Below are 15,587 nucleotides of genomic sequence, written 5' to 3' on the forward strand. Positions count from 1 at the left end.
GGCTTAGAACTTGTAGCGCGCACCGATCAGGTACTCGCGGCCGGTCACGTGGTAGACGACCGGGCTGTTGCGCTGGCGGCTGATGAACTGGTCATTGACCTCGTTCGTCAGGTTCACGCCTTCCAGCGTCAGGTCCAGGTTGTTCGTGAGCTTGTAGCTCAGCGACAGGTCCACGTTCTTGGTGCCGTTCTTGCCTTCCACGTCGTTGTTGTTCTGGCCCGGCACGCGGGTCAGGAACGACGAGCGCTTGGACACCGACACGCGGGCGCTGAACGTGCCGTCGTCGTAGTACAGCGTGCCGTTGGCGGACGTGGGCGACATGTTGACCAGGTCGTCGACGATGACGCTGTTGCTGGTGGGCGAGACCAGGTAGGTGATCTTGGATTGCACCTTGGTGTAGTTCAACAGCACGCCGAAGTTCTTGCCCCAGCCCGGCAGGAAGTTGAAGGGCTGCTGGAAGTTGATCTCGAAGCCCTTGAGCTTGCCCCCGGGCGTGTTGATCGGCGTCGTGTACTGGAAGACCTCGTCGCCCGTGAAGTTGGACGGCAGCAGCGACAGCGGCAGGCCCGAGTCCTTGAAGGCGATGTTGGTGCGCAGGCTCTGGATGTAGGTGTCGATGTTCTTCTGGAACAGGCCGATGCCGATGAAGCCGTTGCGGTCGTGGTACCACTCGGCGCTGAAGTCGAAGGTCTTGGCGCGGAACGGCTTCAGGTAGGGGTTGCCTGCCGTGATGCTCAGCGTGCCCGTGGTGGAGATCGAGCCGCCGGGGTTCAGGTTGCCGAGCTGCGGGCGGGCCATGGCCTTGGCCGCGGCGAACCGCAGGATGACGTCGGGCGCCACGGTGGCGGCCAGGTTGATGGCCGGCAGCGTGTCGTTGTACTTGTTGACGGTCGTGACCTCGGTGCCGCCGCCCGTGGACTGGTAGCCGGTGGCGATCTGCTCGGTCGTCACGTAGCGCACGCCGACGTTGCCGTCCACCTTGATGCCGAACGGGCGACGGGTGAACTCGGCCATCAGGTAGCCGCCCTGGTCGGTTTCCTGCACGGCGCGGTTGTTGCCGCGGGCGTTGCCGTTGGTGGTGGAAGTCAGCGTGAAGTCGCCGGGGCCGCCGGCCGGGCCGCTCTTGATGCAGTTGCAGTAGATGTCGTAGGCCGCCACGATGGCCGACAGGTTGGGGATGACCCAGGCCGTCGGCACGCCGGCGGGCAGCGACAAGCCCTTGCCGAAGCCGCTCAGCGTCGTCGTCAGGCCGCCAGCGACCGCCGCGGCCGGCGCGAAGATGGTGTCGTTCTGGTTGACGCGGCGGAACTCATAGGTGTCGAACTTGTAGCGCTTGTGCTGCACGCCGCCCTTGATGAGCACGTCGTTCATGGGCTCCCAGGTCAGGTCGAGCTGGGCGACGTCGTTGCGGTTGTTGGCCCCCTGCGGACGGATGCGGATCTCGCTGGTCGTCGTGTTGGTGACGGTGGCCGGCTGCGTGCCGGTGGCCACGACAGGCACGCCGACGATCTGCATCGCGCCGTTGGCGGCGGTCACATCGAACGGGTAGCTGATGACCGGCAGGCGGTCGTTGCCGCGGAAGTCGAGCGTGTAGCCGTTGACGTTCAGCGCGTCCAGCGTCGTCGTCGTCTGCACCGGGTTGCGGAACTTGGAGTCCGCGCGGCCCAGCTTGACCTGCGCACGGAAGGTGTCGCTGAACTCGTGCTCCACCGTCAGCGTCGGCTGCGTGAAGGTGGTGGACAGCTCGTCATAGCGCGACTCGGCGCGCACGTCCACGCCGTTGAATTTGCCGTAGGTCAGCGCGCCGTTGGCGTCGTACTGCGCCTCGACCACGCTGGTCTGCGGCTTGCCGCCCTGCGCGGCGGTGCGGCTGAAGGAGATGGCTTCCAGGAAGTCTTCCTGGCGCGTCGCCTTGAGCTTGGAGTACAGCATGTCCAGGCTGACCAGCGTGGTGTCGGCCGGGCGCCACTGCACCGAGCCGGTCAGGCCCACGCGATCCTGGTCGTGCGTGAGGCGGCCGTAGCGCGGCAGGCGCGGATGGAAGTTGGCGGCGCTGCTGGCGGTGTTGTAGGCCGCGATGGTGTCGGTGGTGCCGGTCAGGCGCGGCACGCCCTGTGCAGCCGGGCCGCAGGTGGTGGCCGTGGAGTTGCTCGGGTTGGCCGTCACGCCGGTCGGCGCGCACCAGCCGCCGGAGGACGCGCCGTTGTCCCAGCGCACGGTCGAGAAGCCTTCCTCGTACAGGCGGCGCTTGGACAGCGCGCCCGACACCAGCACGCCGAAGGTCTTGTCGGCGAAGGTGTTGGAGACGAGGAACGCGGCGCGCGGGTCGGTCTTGCCGATCAGGTCGTTGTAGCGGCCCTTCAGCGACGCGGTGGCGACGAAGCCCTTCAGGTCGAACGGCCGCGCGGCCTGCAGGTCCACGGTGGCGCCCAGCGAGCCTTCGTCGATGTCGGCCTGGTTGCTCTTGCGCACCGTCAGGCTGTTGAACAGTTCGGACGCGAACACGTTGAAGTCGAAGCCGCGGCTGCGGTTGGCGCCGCCGGAGCTGTCGGTGCCGCCGGTGGTGGCCAGCGCCTCGATGCCGTTGATTCGCACCCGCGTGAAATCGGCGCCCAGGCCGCGCACGGTGATGTTGCGGCCTTCGCCCGCGTCGCGGTCGATGACGACGCCGGGCACGCGCTGCAGCGACTCGGCCAGGTTGGTGTCGGGGAACTTGGCGATGTCCTCGGACTTGATGACGTCGACGATGCCCTTGTCCTGGCGCTTGGCGTTCAGCGCGCTTTCAAGCGACGCGCGGATGCCAGTCACGGTGACGGTCTCGAGCTGGTTCTTGGACGCGTCGGCCGGCGCCTGCTGCGCCCAGGCGGGCGCGGCGAGCAGCGTGACGGCCAGGGCCACCGGGCTCAGCGCGAGGCGGTGGGACGAAGGGAATGCGGGCATGTCGATGTCTCCTGGTGCGGAGCCGCCCTGGGCGCTAGCGCGGGCTGCTCTCGGGTTCTTGGATGGGTCTTGGCTCACCCGGGCGCACGCAGGGCACCCGTCGATCTTCACGCCGGCTCCGCTGCAGTGCGGGCGCCGGCGGTTCGCAGCGGCTACAGGTCGTCGCCGCGGCGAGGGGAAAACTGGTCTGCCAGCAGGCCGCCCGGGACGCGTGTCTTGCCGCTGTCGTCGTTGTGGAAATGGGCGCTCATGGCTTGTCTCAGAAGGCTTCTCGGGCTGTCTTGCGAACGATCATAGGCGGAAGCGCAAAAAATCGGAACACCGGTTCACTAATTAGAAACCATGATTCCGCAGCTCTTTGCGACGCCCTAAAGTCCGACCACCGGAAAAGTGAAATCGCGTTTCAACTGATCCGGCACCGCCAGTCAGCACCCCATGGACATCCGCCAGCCCCTCCACAGCGACCACGCCCGCAGCCTCGACACGGCGGGCCTGCGCCGGCACTTCCTCGTCGAGTCGCTGTTCCAGCCCGACGCGGCGACGCTGACCTACAGCCAGATCGACCGCATCATCGTCGGCGGCATCCAGCCGGTGACCAAGGCCGTGACCTTCGCCCCCGAACTGGGTCGGCACACCGGCACCGAGTTCTTCCTGCAGCGCCGCGAGCTGGGCCTGATCAACATCGGCGGCGCCGCGCGCGTGACGGTGGACACGCAGGTGCACGACGTCGGCCCGCGCGAGGCGCTGTATGTGGGTCAGGGCGCACGCGAGATCACGTTCGAGAGCGTGGACGCGCAGCAGCCGGCCAAGCTGTACTTCAACAGCGCGCCGGCGCACACGCCCTACCCGACTCGCAAGGTCACGCAGGCCCAGGCGTCGCCCGAGACGCTGGGCAGCACCGAGACCAGCAACCGCCGCACGATCTACAAATACCTCGTGCCCGACGTGCTGCCCACCTGCCAGCTGCTGATGGGCCTGACGCAGCTGGAGCCCGGCTCGCTGTGGAACACCATGCCCTGCCACACGCACGAGCGGCGCATGGAGGTGTACTTCTATTTCGACATGAGCGAGCAGGCGGTCGTCTTCCACATGCTGGGCGAACCCACCGAGACCCGCCACCTGGTCGTGCGCAACGAACAGGCCGTCATCAGCCCGAGCTGGTCCATCCACAGCGGTGTGGGCACGCAGGCCTACACCTTCATCTGGGGCATGGTCGGCGAGAACCAGATCTTCAAAGACATGGACCACGTGCCCATGACCACCCTGCGCTAAACGAGACAAGACAACATGGTGCTTGAACACTTCCAACTGGCCGGCAAGACGGCCATCGTCACCGGCTGCAACACGGGCCTGGGCCAGGGCATGGCCCTGGCGCTGGCCGAGGCCGGGGCCGACATCGTCGGCGTCAACGTCTCCGAGCCCGACGAGACCCGTGTCGCCGTCGAGAAGCTGGGCCGCAAGTTCCTGGACCTGCGCGCCAACCTGGCCGAGGTCAGCGGCATCGCCGACCTGGTGGCCCAGGCCAAGGCGCTGAACGGCGAGGTGCACATCCTGGTCAACAATGCCGGCATCATCCGCCGCGAGGACGCGATCAAGTTCTCCGAGGCCGACTGGGACGACGTGATGGACCTGAACCTGAAATCGGTGTTCTTCCTGTCGCAGGCCGTGGCCAAGGTCTTCCTGGCCCAGGGCAGCGGCGGCAAGATCATCAACATCGCGTCGATGCTGAGCTTCCAGGGCGGCGTGCGCGTGCCGTCGTACACGGCCAGCAAGAGCGGCGTCATGGGCATCACGCGGCTGATGGCCAACGAGTGGGCGTCGCAGGGCATCAACGTCAATGCCATCGCCCCCGGCTACATGGCGACCAACAACACCGCCGCGCTGCGTGCCGACGAGCAGCGCAACAGCGCCATCCTCGAACGCATTCCCGCAGCACGCTGGGGCAAGCCCGAGGACCTGGCCGGCCCCGTCGTGTTCCTGGCCTCCAAGGCGTCCGACTACGTCAACGGCTACACCATCGCCGTGGACGGCGGCTGGCTGGCCCGCTGATCGCTCCCGCAGTACGAGGCCGCAACAATGCGGGCCCGTTGAATAGAAAGCCACCGAGGAGACACCGGGGCGATGTACGAGAACAAAAAACTGGGCTTCCTGTTCGTGCTGCCGTTCGTGCTGGGCGTGCTGCTGTTCAAGGCCTTCCCGTTCGTGATGAGCTTCGCGCTCAGCTTCACGCAGTACGACCTGATCGACCCGCCGGAGTGGGTGGGCCTGCGCAACTACGAGGAGATGCTGAGCGGCGACCCACTGTTCCGCAAATCGCTGGGCGTCACGCTCACCTTCGCGCTGCTGGCCGTGCCGCTGCGCGTGGGCTTCGCCCTCGTCGTGGCCCAGGTGCTGAATTTCCGCCTCAAAGGCATCAACGCCTTCCGTGCGGCGTTCTACATCCCGTCCATCCTGGGCGGCTCCATCGCCGTCGCGGTGCTGTGGCGCTTCGTGTTCGCCAAGTACGGCCTGGTCAACATCATCCTGGGCAAGCTGGGCTTCGAGCCCATCCCCTGGCTGGCCGACGAGCACTACTCGATGTGGACCATCGTGCTGCTGTTCACCTGGCAGTTCGGCTCGGCCTGCGTCATCTTCCTGGCCGCGCTGCAGAACGTGCCGAAGTCGCTGTACGAGGCCGCCGAGATCGACGGCGCCAGCGTCAACCAGCAGTTCTGGAAGATCACCGTGCCGCTGATCACGCCGGTCATCTTCTTCAACCTGATCATGCAGATGGTGCATGCCTTCCAGGAGTTCAACGGTCCCTACCTCATCACCGAGGGCGGCCCCCTGCATTCCACCTACGTGCTGGCGCTGTACATCTACGACCAGAGCTTCCGTTTCTTCAACCTGGGCTACGGCGCGGCGCTGAGCTGGGTGCTGTTCGCCCTCGTCGGCGGGCTGGCGGCGATCTCGTTCTGGACCAGCAAATACTGGGTGTTCTACGCCGGTGAGAAAGAGAGCAAGAAGTGAGCGCCGCCGTTGAGATTCAAGAACCGGCGGTCGGCAGTGACGGCCGCACGCCCTGGCTGCGCTACCTGCTGCTGGGCGCCACCGCCATCGTCATGCTGTACCCGCTGCTGTGGCTGGTGGGCGCGTCCTTCAAGAGCAACAGCGAGATCTTCACGTCGGCCGGCTTCTGGCCGTCCCGGTTCTCGCTGGACGCCTACGAAAAGGGCTGGAAGACCAGCACCGAGTACACGTTCGCGACCTACTTCCTGAACAGCTTCCTCATCACCATCCCGCGCATCATCGTCACGGTGATCTCCTGCGTGCTGGTGGCCTACGCCTTCGCGCGCTTCGAGTTCTGGGGCAAGAAGATCCTGTTCAGCATCATGGTGGGCACGATGATGCTGCCGCTGATCGTGCTGCGCCTGCCGCAGTACCTGGTGTTCCGCGAGCTGGGCTGGCTGGACAGCTACCTGCCGCTGATCGTGCCGTCGGCGTTCGCGACCGACACCTTCTTCGTCTTCATGCTGGTGCAGTTCCTGCGCGGCATCCCGCGCGACATGGAAGAGGCCGCGCTGATCGACGGCTGCAACGCGCTGCAGCTGCTCTGGCACATCATCGTGCCGCTGCTCAAGCCCGCCATCATCAGCGTCGTCGTGTTCCAGTTCATCTGGACGATGAACGACTTCATGGGCCCGCTGATCTACCTCTCGTCGGTCGAGAAATACCCGGTCAGCCTGGCGCTCAAGATGAGCATCGGCGCGACCGAGGAGGTCGAGTGGGCCAACGTCATCGCGATCTCGGTCGTCGCGCTGATCCCGTCCGTCGCGGTGTTCTTCGCCGCACAGAAACACTTCATCGAAGGCGCCACCTCCAGTGGCGTCAAAGGCTGATTCCCATGGCTGCGGTTTCCCTGCGCAAGGTCGAGAAGACCTACCCGAATGGTTTCAAGGCCGTGCACGGCGTCGACCTCGACGTGCGTGACGGCGAGTTCATGGTGTTCGTGGGGCCCTCGGGCTGTGCGAAGTCCACGCTGCTGCGCATGGTGGCGGGGCTGGAGTCCATCAGCGGCGGCGAGCTGAACATCGGCGGGCGCACCGTCAACGACCTGCCGCCCAAGGCGCGCGGCATCGCGATGGTGTTCCAGAACTACGCGCTGTACCCGCACATGACGGTGTACGACAACCTGGCCTTCGGCCTGAAGCTGGCCAAGACACCCAAGGCCGAGCTGGACCAGCGCGTGCGCCACGCCGCCACGCTGCTGGAGATGGAACACCTGCTGACGCGCTACCCCAAGCAGCTCAGCGGCGGCCAGGCGCAGCGCGTGGCCGTGGGGCGCGCCATCGTCAAGAAGCCCGAGGTGTTCCTGTTCGACGAGCCGCTGTCCAACCTCGATGCCAAGCTGCGCGCCGCGATGCGCGTGCGCCTGACCGAGCTGCACCGGTCCTTGCGCGACGCCGGCCAGCCCGCCACCACCATCTACGTCACGCACGACCAGACCGAGGCGATGACCATGGGCGAGCGCATCTGCGTGCTCAAGGCCGGCGTCATCCAGCAGGTGGACACGCCCACCGCGCTGTACGACCGCCCGGCCAACGCCTTCGTCGCCAGCTTCATCGGCTCGCCCGAGATGAACATCGTCAGCGCGACGCTGAATGACGGCGCCGTCGAACTCGGCGGCATGCGCCTGGCCCTGCCGGCCGGTCGCTTCAACGCCACGGCCAATGGCGCCGTGCAGTTCGGGCTGCGCCCGGAGCACATCGGCCTCGCGGCCAAACCCGGCAGCGTCGCCGTGCAAGGCGCGCTGAAGTTCTGCGAGAACATGGGCGCCGAAGTCTTCACCTACTTCGACGTCGGCGGCGTGGCCCTCAGCGCGCGCGTGCCCGCCGAGGACGGCATGTCGCTGACCACGCTGCCGCGAGGCGCGGCGCTGACCTTGCACCTGCAGATGAGCCACGCCCATCTGTTCGCGGCCGACGACGCCGGGCGGAGCCTGCTGGCATGAGCAAGGCCCACACGCCCGCGCCGTGCGCGGCCCCCCAGGGGAGCGCGCCGATGGCTTGCGACGGCCAAACGCTCGCCGGCGGCATCACCCGCCGCACCGTCCTCGCCGGTGGCGCCGCGCTGGCCGCGCCGTTCGTCCACGCGCAGGAGCGGCCCGTGCTGCGCTTCGCCTGGTGGGGTGGCGCCGGCCGCCACCAGGCGACGCTGGCCGCGCTCAAGGTCTTCGAGCAGCGCCACGGCGTGAAGGTCAAGGCCGAGTACATGGGCTTCGCCGGCTACCTGGAGCGCCTGACCACGCAGATCGCCGGCCGCTCCGAGCCCGACGTCATGCAGATCAACTGGGCGTGGATGGCCATGTTCAGCAAGCGCGGCAACGGCTTCACCGACCTGAGCACCGTCGCCAAGCACCTGTCGCTGGACCAGTTCACCGAGGACGACCTCGCCTACGGCCGCGCCGCCGGCAAGCTCAACGCTCTGCCCTCTTCGTTCAGCGCCCGCGTGCTGCTGTGGAACCAGACTGCCTTCCAGCGCGCCGCCGTGCCGCTACCGCAGACCTGGGACGACCTCTTCGCCACCGGCGCCGCGTTCCGCGCGCGGCTGGGCGACAGCGCCTTCCCGCTGGACGGCGAGCTGTACGACATGATCCTGCTGTCGCAGAGCTACATCCAGCAGCTGCACGGCACGCCCTTCGTGGACCCGGCCAGGCCGCGCGTGGCGATGAGCGTCGGCGCGGCGCACGACTGGGTGCGCACCTACCGCCGCCTCGTCGACACGCACGTTGCCACGCCGCTGCCGCTGCGGGCGTCCCTGGGCGGCGCCGAGAAGCCCACCGAGCAGCAACCCGACTGGGTGGCCGGCCGCTGGGCAGGCAACTACACCTGGGACTCGACCATCGCGCTGCGCAGCTCCACGCTGCAGCCGGGCGAGAAGCTGACGCTCGGCACGTTCCCGACGCTGCCCACCGCGCAGGACAGCGGCCTGTTCGGTCGGCCCACGGTCATGTACACCATCGGCCGCAACTGCAGGCAGCCCGAGCTGGCCGCGCGACTGATGAACTTCCTGCTGACCGACCCCGAGGCCGCCCGCATCCTGGGCCGCACCCGCGGCCTGCCCAGCGCCAAGAGCTCGCTCGCGGTGCTGCAGGCGCAAGGCGGCCTGCCGCCGCTGGAGCTGGCGGCGCACGCACAGATCCAGGCCCAGCGCGACGCCGGCCGGCTCAAGCGCCCGGCGCCGCTGTTCGAGCACGCCCGCTTCCAGAAGTTCATGCGCGAGGTCTTCGAGACCATCGCCTACGGCAAGACCACCGATGCCGACGCCGCGCGCCGACTTGTCGACGAGGGCAATGCGTTGCTGCAGAGGATTCAATGAATGCGCTGCTTGAGGATGGGCGCGGGAGCACGGGGAGGCCAGATGCTTCGTGTCCCCCGGCCGCTTCGCGGCCTCCTCCTTTACCTGCGCATCTGGCCTCCCCGTACTCCCGCGCTGCGCTGCCATCCCTTTCCGCGACAAGCCCTGCCGCCCACGCCGGGATGTGGCTGGGCGCAATTGCGCAGGTAAAGGAGGAGGGCCGCGCAGCGGCCCGGGGGACACGAAGCAATTGCGCCCAGCCGCAGCCCGGCGCCATCCAACATTCGCGTTAGCAAGCCGTCTTCAGCACGCTCAGATCACCATGAAATCCACCGAACGCCAGTTTGAATTCGTCACCCGCGAGGACCGCGACACCGGCGCGCGCGTCACGCGGCTCACGCCGCTGAGCAACACCTGCCACCGCAACTACTTCTATCAGAAGTGCTTCACGAACGACGGCACCCAGCTGATGTTCGGCGGCGAGTTCGGCCCCCAGCCCAGCCCGAACTGGAACCTGCACCTGCTGGACCTGCCCTCGCAGACGGCCATCCAGCTGACCGACGGCGCGCGCGAGAACACCTTCGGCGCGTTCATGAGCCCGGACGACCGCTTCGTCTACTTCGTGCGCGGCGAGCGCCAGCTCATCCGCCTGGAGCTGGCCACGCTGAAGGAAGAGGTCGCCTACGTCGTGCCTGACGGCTGGGTGGGCTACGGTACCTGGGTCAGCAACAGCGCCTGCACCAAGATGGTCGGCATCGAGATCGCCGCCGAGGACTGGTTCCCGCTGAACACCTGGCAGAAGTTCAACGACATGTTCCACAGGAAGCCGCTGTGCCGCCTGTTCAGCGTGGACCTGGCCACGGGCCAACGGACCGTCATCCTGGAGCAGCGCGGCTGGCTGGGCCACCCGCAGTACCGGCCCTTCGACGACAACACCGTCGCCTACTGCCACGAAGGCCCGCACGACCTCATCGATGCGCGCATGTGGTTCATCAACGAGGACGGCACGAACCGCCGCTGCGGCAAGGCGCACGAGGCCGGCGAGAGCTGCACGCACGAGTTCTGGGTGCCGGACGGCAGCGCGATGATCTACGTCAGCTACCGCCACGACTCGCCGGAGCGCTGGATCTGCACGCTCGACCCCGTCACGCTGGACAACCGCGTGCTGACGACCATGCCGCCCTGCTCGCACCTGATGAGCAACCACACCGGCACGCTGCTGGTGGGCGACGGCTGCGGCCCCGCCACCGGCGACAGCAGCGCCAGCAACGAGATGCTGACCGGCGACCCCTACCTGCACCTGTTCGACCTGAAGGCAGGCACCACGCGAAGGATTGCCCGCCACGACAGCAGCTGGGGCGTCTACAAGGACAGCCGCCAGGTCACGCACCCGCACCCCAGCTTCACGCCGGACGAGACCCAGGTGCTCTACAGCTGCGACGCCGAGGGCGAGCCGGCGCTGTACCTGGCCGACGTCTGATGCGCGTCTGGGGCTGCCTGCTGATGCTGGCGAGCGCCGCGCAGGCCGCCGACCTGTCGGCCTACCTGGGCGACTGGCGGCCCGCGCCGCTGGCCGACCTCGCCGTCGCAGCGCCCGATGTGGTGGTGCGCCCGGGCGACTCGCTGCAGGCCGCCATCGACGCGCTGCCGGCGCGCGGTTCGGGCACGAAGCGCTGGGTCGTGCAGATCCAGCCCGGCCACTACCGCGGCCCGCTGTGCATCCGCGACAAGGCGCCGCTGGCGCTCGTCGGCTCGCCGCTGGATGCAGCGGCCGTGGTGCTCGTGGACGGCCGCTACAACGCCATGCCGCGCCAGGGCGCCGCGCCCTGCGAACCGGACAGCGCAGCCGCCACCTACGGCACCGCCGGCAGCACCACGGTCGCCATCCACAGCGACGACGTGCAGCTGCTGCACCTCACCATCGCCAACGACGCCATGGACCGCGTGCGCGGCGGCGACGGCTACCCGCCCGGCGCGGGCGAGAGCGGCGGCGCGCAGGCCGTGGCGCTGACGCTGGCCGGGGACCGAATCCAGCTCGACGGCGTGCGCCTGCTGGGCCACCAGGACACGCTTTACGTCCGCCGTCCGGACAAGGCATCGGCCGCCCGCGTGCTGGTACGCCACAGCCTCATCGCCGGTGACGTGGACTTCATCTTCGGCAACGCCACGCTCGTCATTGACCACAGCACCCTCCTGAGCCGCGCCGGCCGCCGCACGCCGGGCCAGGGCGGCATCGCTCTCGCGCCCAGCACGGCGCCCGATGTGGCACACGGCTTCCTCGTCACACACAGCCGCTTCGTCGCGGAGCCCGGCCTGGCGCCCGCCAGCGTGGCGCTGGGGCGCGCCTGGGATGCCGGCGTCAAGCCGGGCACCTGGGCTGCCGGCCGCAGCCCCAACGGCCAGGCGCTGGTGCAGCACAGCGAGCTGGGCGCCCACATCGGCCCCTGGGCGGCGAGCACCTCGCGCCGCCCCTTCGACGCCGCCGTCAACCGGCTGGCAGAACTCGACAACATCCGTCCATGACCCCCACCCGCCGCCACCTGCTCGCCCTCGCCGGCACCACGCCGCTGTGGTTCGCCACCGGCTGCGCCACGCAGCCCATCGTGACGCTGCCACCCGCCGACCGGCCGCTCGGCTGGGCCGGCGTCGGCCCCACCACGGGCGGCGCCGGTGCCCGGCCCGAGCACATCTTCGACGTGCACGACCGCGCCGGCCTGGACGCCGCGCTGCGCGCGGGCGATGCGCCCAAGATCATCCGCGTGCATCGCTTCATCGACCTCTGCCCCGGCGGCATCGAGGCCTTCCGCGACCGGCATTTCGACTTCGACGCCTTCGACCGCGCCTACGACCCCGCCACCTGGGGCCGCGACGACCCGCGCGGCCCGCTGGAGGACGCCCGCAAGCGCTCGGAGAAGCGCCAGGCCGAGGCGGTCACCGTGCGCCTGCCGTCCAACACGACGCTGATCGGCGCCGCGCCCGGCGCCGGCTTCGAGCGCGGCATGGTGTTCCTGGACCGGGTCAGCAACATCGTCATCCGCGACCTGCGCTTCTCGGACGCCTACGACTTCTTCCCCGATTGGCAGCCGCGCGACAACGGCCATGGCGAGTGGAACTCCGAGTACGACAACGTGTCGCTGCGCGGCGCCGAACGCGTGTGGATCGACCACTGCCATTTCGACGACGGCCAGCGCCCGGACCATCTGGAGCCCGTGCGCCTGGGCCAGCGCGTTCAGCACCACGACGGGCTGCTGGACATCACCAACCAGAGCGACCTCGTCACCGTGTCCTGGTGCCGCTTCCAGGCCCACGACAAGACCATGCTGATCGGCAGCGGCGACGGCAAGACGACCGACGAAGGCCGGCTGCGCGTGACGCTGCACCACAACCACTTCCACGGTTGCAAGGAACGCACACCGCGCGTGCGCTTCGGCCAGGTGCATGTGGTGGCCAACCTGTTCAGCGCCGACCGCGCCGAGGACTTCGGCTACTCGCTGGGTGTGGGCATCCGCTCGAAGCTGTACAGCGAGTTCAACAGCTGGGAGCTGCCGCCCGGCATCACCGCCGACCGGCTGATCCGCCGGCTCAAGGGCGACGCCTTCTTCGACCGCGGCAGCCTGCTGAACGGCCAGCCGGCGGACCTGCTCGCCGCCTGGAACGCCGCGCACCCCGGCGAGCCGCTGTCGGCCGACGTCGGCTGGCGGCCCGACCCGTCCTACGACGCGGCCGCGCTGCGCCCGGCGCATCCCCAAAGCGTGGCCGGAGACGTCCGGTCAAGCGTCGGCCCCCGCCAAGGCTGAGTCAGAATCAGGCATTCCTGAAACACGCACCCGAAAGAATCGAAACGATGGACGACGACATTGCGGATTCGAAGCAACCGGAATCGGTTGCCGCGGTGCTGAAGGTGTTCGCCATCCTGAACGCGCTGGGCGAACGCGCCGACATCGGCATCACCGACCTGTCCGTGCGCCTGGCCATGCCCAAGGCCACCGTCTACCGTTTTCTGCAGACGATGAAGAGCCTGGGCTATGTGCGCCAGGAGGCCGACAGCGAACGCTACGGCCTGGCGATGCGCATGTTCGAGCTGGGCGCCAAGGCGGTCACGTCGCCCGAGCTGGTGGATCTGTCCAAGCACCACATGCAGATGCTGGCCGACGCCACCGGCGAGACGGTCCACCTGGGCACGCTGATCGACAGCGAGATCATCTACGTGCACAAGGTGGACTCGCGCCACATGCTGGGCATGTACTCGCGCATCGGCCGCCGCGCGCCGCTGCACTGCACCGCCATCGGCAAGGTGCTGATGGCCTGGGAACACCCCGAGCGCCGTGACCGCATCCTGGACGGCGCCGTGTTCACGCGCTTTCGCGACAAGACCATCACCGAGCGCCCCGCCTTCCTGGCCGAGCTGGCCACCGTCAAGGCGCAAGGCTTCGGCGAGGACCGCGAGGAGTTCGACGACCACATCCGCTGCCTGGGCGTGCCCATCTTCGACCGGCTGGGCCAGCCCATCGCCGGCATGAGCGTGTCGTTCCCGACCTTCCGCTTCGACGTGGAGAAGGCGCCGGACGTCGTCAGGATGCTGCAGAACGCCAGCCGCGACATCTCCGAGAAGCTGGGCTGCACCCACTACCCGATCACGGTCCCGGCCGTCGTCTCGGCCTAGCGGCGAGCCGGCCGGTCTGCGGTGCCGAGCTTGAATCCGGCCACCGACTTGACCAGCGCCGCCGCCTGATCGCGCAGGCTCATCGCGGCCGCGGCGCCCTCTTCCACCAGCGCGGCGTTCTGCTGCGTGACCTTGTCCATCTGCGTGATGGCGTCGCCCACCTGCCCCACGCCGGCCGCCTGCTCGCTGCTGGCCGAGCTGATCTCGGCGACGATGTCGCTGACGCGGCGGATGGCGTTGACGATCTCGGTCATCGTCGCACCGGCCTTGTCCACCTGGGCCGTGCCCAGCGCCACCCGCTCCACGCTCGTGCCGATCAGCGACTTGATCTCCTTGGCCGCCTCGGCGCTGCGCTGGGCCAGCGTGCGCACCTCGCCCGCGACGACCGCGAAGCCGCGGCCCTGCTCGCCCGCCCGCGCTGCTTCGACGGCCGCGTTCAGCGCCAGGATGTTGGTCTGGAAGGCGATGCCGTCGATGGTGCCGATGATGTCGGCGATCTTGCGCGAGCTCTCGTTGATGCCGCGCATGGTCTCGACAACCTCGCCGACGACCGCGCCGCCTTCCACAGCCACGGTGGAAGCGCCCAGCGCCAGTTGGTTGGCCTGCTGGGCGTTGTCGGCGTTGTTGCGCACGGTGGAGCTCAGCTCGTCCATGGTCGCCGCGGTCTGCTGCAGCGCGCTGGCCTGCTCCTCGGTGCGCTGGCTGAGGTCGCTGTTGCCCTGGGCGATCTGGCCGCTGGCGGTCGCCACGCTCTCGGCGTTGCTGCGCACGCCGGAGACGATGGCGGCCAGGCGTGACTGCATGGCGGCCAGCGCCGTCAGCATGCGGCCGGTCTCGTCCGTGCCCGTCGCGCGGATGTCGGTGGTCAGATCACCGTCGGCAATCGACTCCACCGCGCGCTGCGCCCGGCCCACGTCGCCGGCGATGCGGCCGCTGAGCAGCCAGCCGATGGCGCCCCCCGCGGCCACCATGGCCAGCAGCGCCAGCACCAGCAGCAGCCGGGCGTTGGCATACAGCACGTCGGCATCGGTGTTGGCCTGGTCGGCCCGCGCACGGTTGAGCGTGATGAGCGCCTCCAGCGCATCGCTGGCCGCCTGGAACCGCTTGCCGGCCTCGCCGTCGAGCAGCGCCTGGGCCTCGGTCACCTGTTGGGCGCGCGACAACTTCAGCAATTCGGGCTGCGCCGCCAGATAGCTGGCCCATGCCGCCTCGAAGCGGTCCCACAGCCGGCGCTCCTCGTCGCCGCTGATCAGCGCTGCATAGCGCTTGCGGTGATCGTCCATTCGCGCCTGGACGGCGGCCATCTCCTTCTCGAACCCGTCCATGCGGGCCGGCACGTCGGTGACCACGTGCTCGAACTGCGCATTGCGGAAGTCGGCCGTGTTGGTGTTGATCTCGCTCGTCAGCAGCACGGCGGGCAGGTAGCGGGTCGAGATGTCCGTCGAGGCCTGGTTGATGCGCCCGAGCTGGAAGATCGAGAACAGCACCACGAGGACGGCGATCAGCAGCACGACGGCGAAACCGCCCAGCAGCTTCGTGCGAAGGGATTGATCGGCGAAACGCATGGAGGTCCTTCCGGGAGGGAGCCGGCGCCCTTCGGCGAAGGACTTCCGGCAGGGAACAGCGCTGTCGCACCTGGGACGCGCAA

12 protein-coding genes are annotated in these 15,587 nt (G+C 68.5%); 10 read left to right on the plus strand and 2 right to left on the minus strand.

What is annotated here, in order from left to right; all coding sequences use genetic code 11:
• Positions 1–3: 3 nt before the first annotated feature.
• On the minus strand, positions 4–2,940 hold the full coding sequence (locus ACO07H_RS17785; protein ID WP_422016559.1) for a TonB-dependent receptor: 2,937 nt from the start codon (positions 2,938–2,940) through the stop codon (positions 4–6).
• Positions 2,941–3,375: 435 nt separating this feature from the next.
• On the opposite strand from ACO07H_RS17785, the gene kduI reads away from it, so the two are divergent.
• The 10 genes from kduI to kdgR all read left to right on the plus strand — a co-directional run bounded on the left by kduI (position 3,376) and on the right by kdgR (position 13,939).
• Positions 3,376–4,212, plus strand: a complete 837-nt coding sequence (gene kduI / locus ACO07H_RS17790) for a 5-dehydro-4-deoxy-D-glucuronate isomerase (RefSeq protein ID WP_422016561.1) — start codon at positions 3,376–3,378, stop codon at positions 4,210–4,212.
• 15 nt (positions 4,213–4,227) lie between these two features.
• Entirely contained in the window at positions 4,228–4,989 is a 762-nt protein-coding gene (gene kduD, locus ACO07H_RS17795; protein ID WP_422016563.1) for a 2-dehydro-3-deoxy-D-gluconate 5-dehydrogenase KduD, read from the plus strand.
• A 72-nt stretch (positions 4,990–5,061) separates the two neighbouring features.
• Positions 5,062–5,949, plus strand: coding sequence for a carbohydrate ABC transporter permease (locus ACO07H_RS17800; protein ID WP_422016565.1), 888 nt, complete (start codon positions 5,062–5,064; stop codon positions 5,947–5,949).
• Positions 5,946–6,818, plus strand: a complete 873-nt coding sequence (locus ACO07H_RS17805; protein ID WP_422016567.1) for a carbohydrate ABC transporter permease — start codon at positions 5,946–5,948, stop codon at positions 6,816–6,818. Before ACO07H_RS17800 ends, ACO07H_RS17805 begins: the two co-directional genes overlap by 4 nt.
• A 5-nt stretch (positions 6,819–6,823) precedes the next feature.
• Positions 6,824–7,930, plus strand: a complete 1,107-nt coding sequence (locus tag ACO07H_RS17810) for an ABC transporter ATP-binding protein (protein ID WP_422016569.1) — start codon at positions 6,824–6,826, stop codon at positions 7,928–7,930.
• A complete protein-coding gene (locus ACO07H_RS17815) occupies positions 7,927–9,297 on the plus strand; it encodes an ABC transporter substrate-binding protein (protein ID WP_422016571.1) in 1,371 nt (456 codons plus the stop codon). The genes ACO07H_RS17810 and ACO07H_RS17815 overlap by 4 nt, the downstream gene beginning before the upstream one ends.
• A 301-nt stretch (positions 9,298–9,598) precedes the next feature.
• Positions 9,599–10,756 carry an oligogalacturonate lyase family protein gene (locus tag ACO07H_RS17820; RefSeq protein ID WP_422016573.1) on the plus strand — a complete coding sequence of 386 codons (1,158 nt, stop codon included), beginning with the start codon at positions 9,599–9,601 and terminating at the stop codon, positions 10,754–10,756.
• Positions 10,756–11,799: a pectinesterase family protein gene (locus ACO07H_RS17825; protein ID WP_422016575.1), complete on the plus strand. Its 1,044-nt coding sequence runs from the start codon at positions 10,756–10,758 to the stop codon at positions 11,797–11,799. Before ACO07H_RS17820 ends, ACO07H_RS17825 begins: the two co-directional genes overlap by 1 nt.
• Positions 11,796–13,073 carry a pectate lyase family protein gene (locus ACO07H_RS17830; RefSeq protein ID WP_422016577.1) on the plus strand — a complete coding sequence of 426 codons (1,278 nt, stop codon included), beginning with the start codon at positions 11,796–11,798 and terminating at the stop codon, positions 13,071–13,073. Before ACO07H_RS17825 ends, ACO07H_RS17830 begins: the two co-directional genes overlap by 4 nt.
• A 47-nt stretch (positions 13,074–13,120) precedes the next feature.
• Positions 13,121–13,939 (plus strand): DNA-binding transcriptional regulator KdgR, encoded by an 819-nt coding sequence (gene kdgR, locus ACO07H_RS17835; protein WP_422016579.1) that lies wholly within the window; start codon positions 13,121–13,123, stop codon positions 13,937–13,939.
• On the opposite strand, the gene ACO07H_RS17840 is transcribed toward kdgR, so the two are convergent.
• The gene (locus tag ACO07H_RS17840; RefSeq protein ID WP_422016581.1) at positions 13,936–15,504 is read right to left on the minus strand and encodes a methyl-accepting chemotaxis protein; all 1,569 of its coding nucleotides are present in this window, start codon (positions 15,502–15,504) and stop codon (positions 13,936–13,938) included. The genes kdgR and ACO07H_RS17840 overlap by 4 nt on opposite strands.
• Positions 15,505–15,587: the final 83 nt, after the last annotated feature.

The organism is Roseateles sp., from assembly GCF_965229315.1.
Classification (GTDB): Bacteria; Pseudomonadota; Gammaproteobacteria; order Burkholderiales; family Burkholderiaceae_C; genus Pelomonas.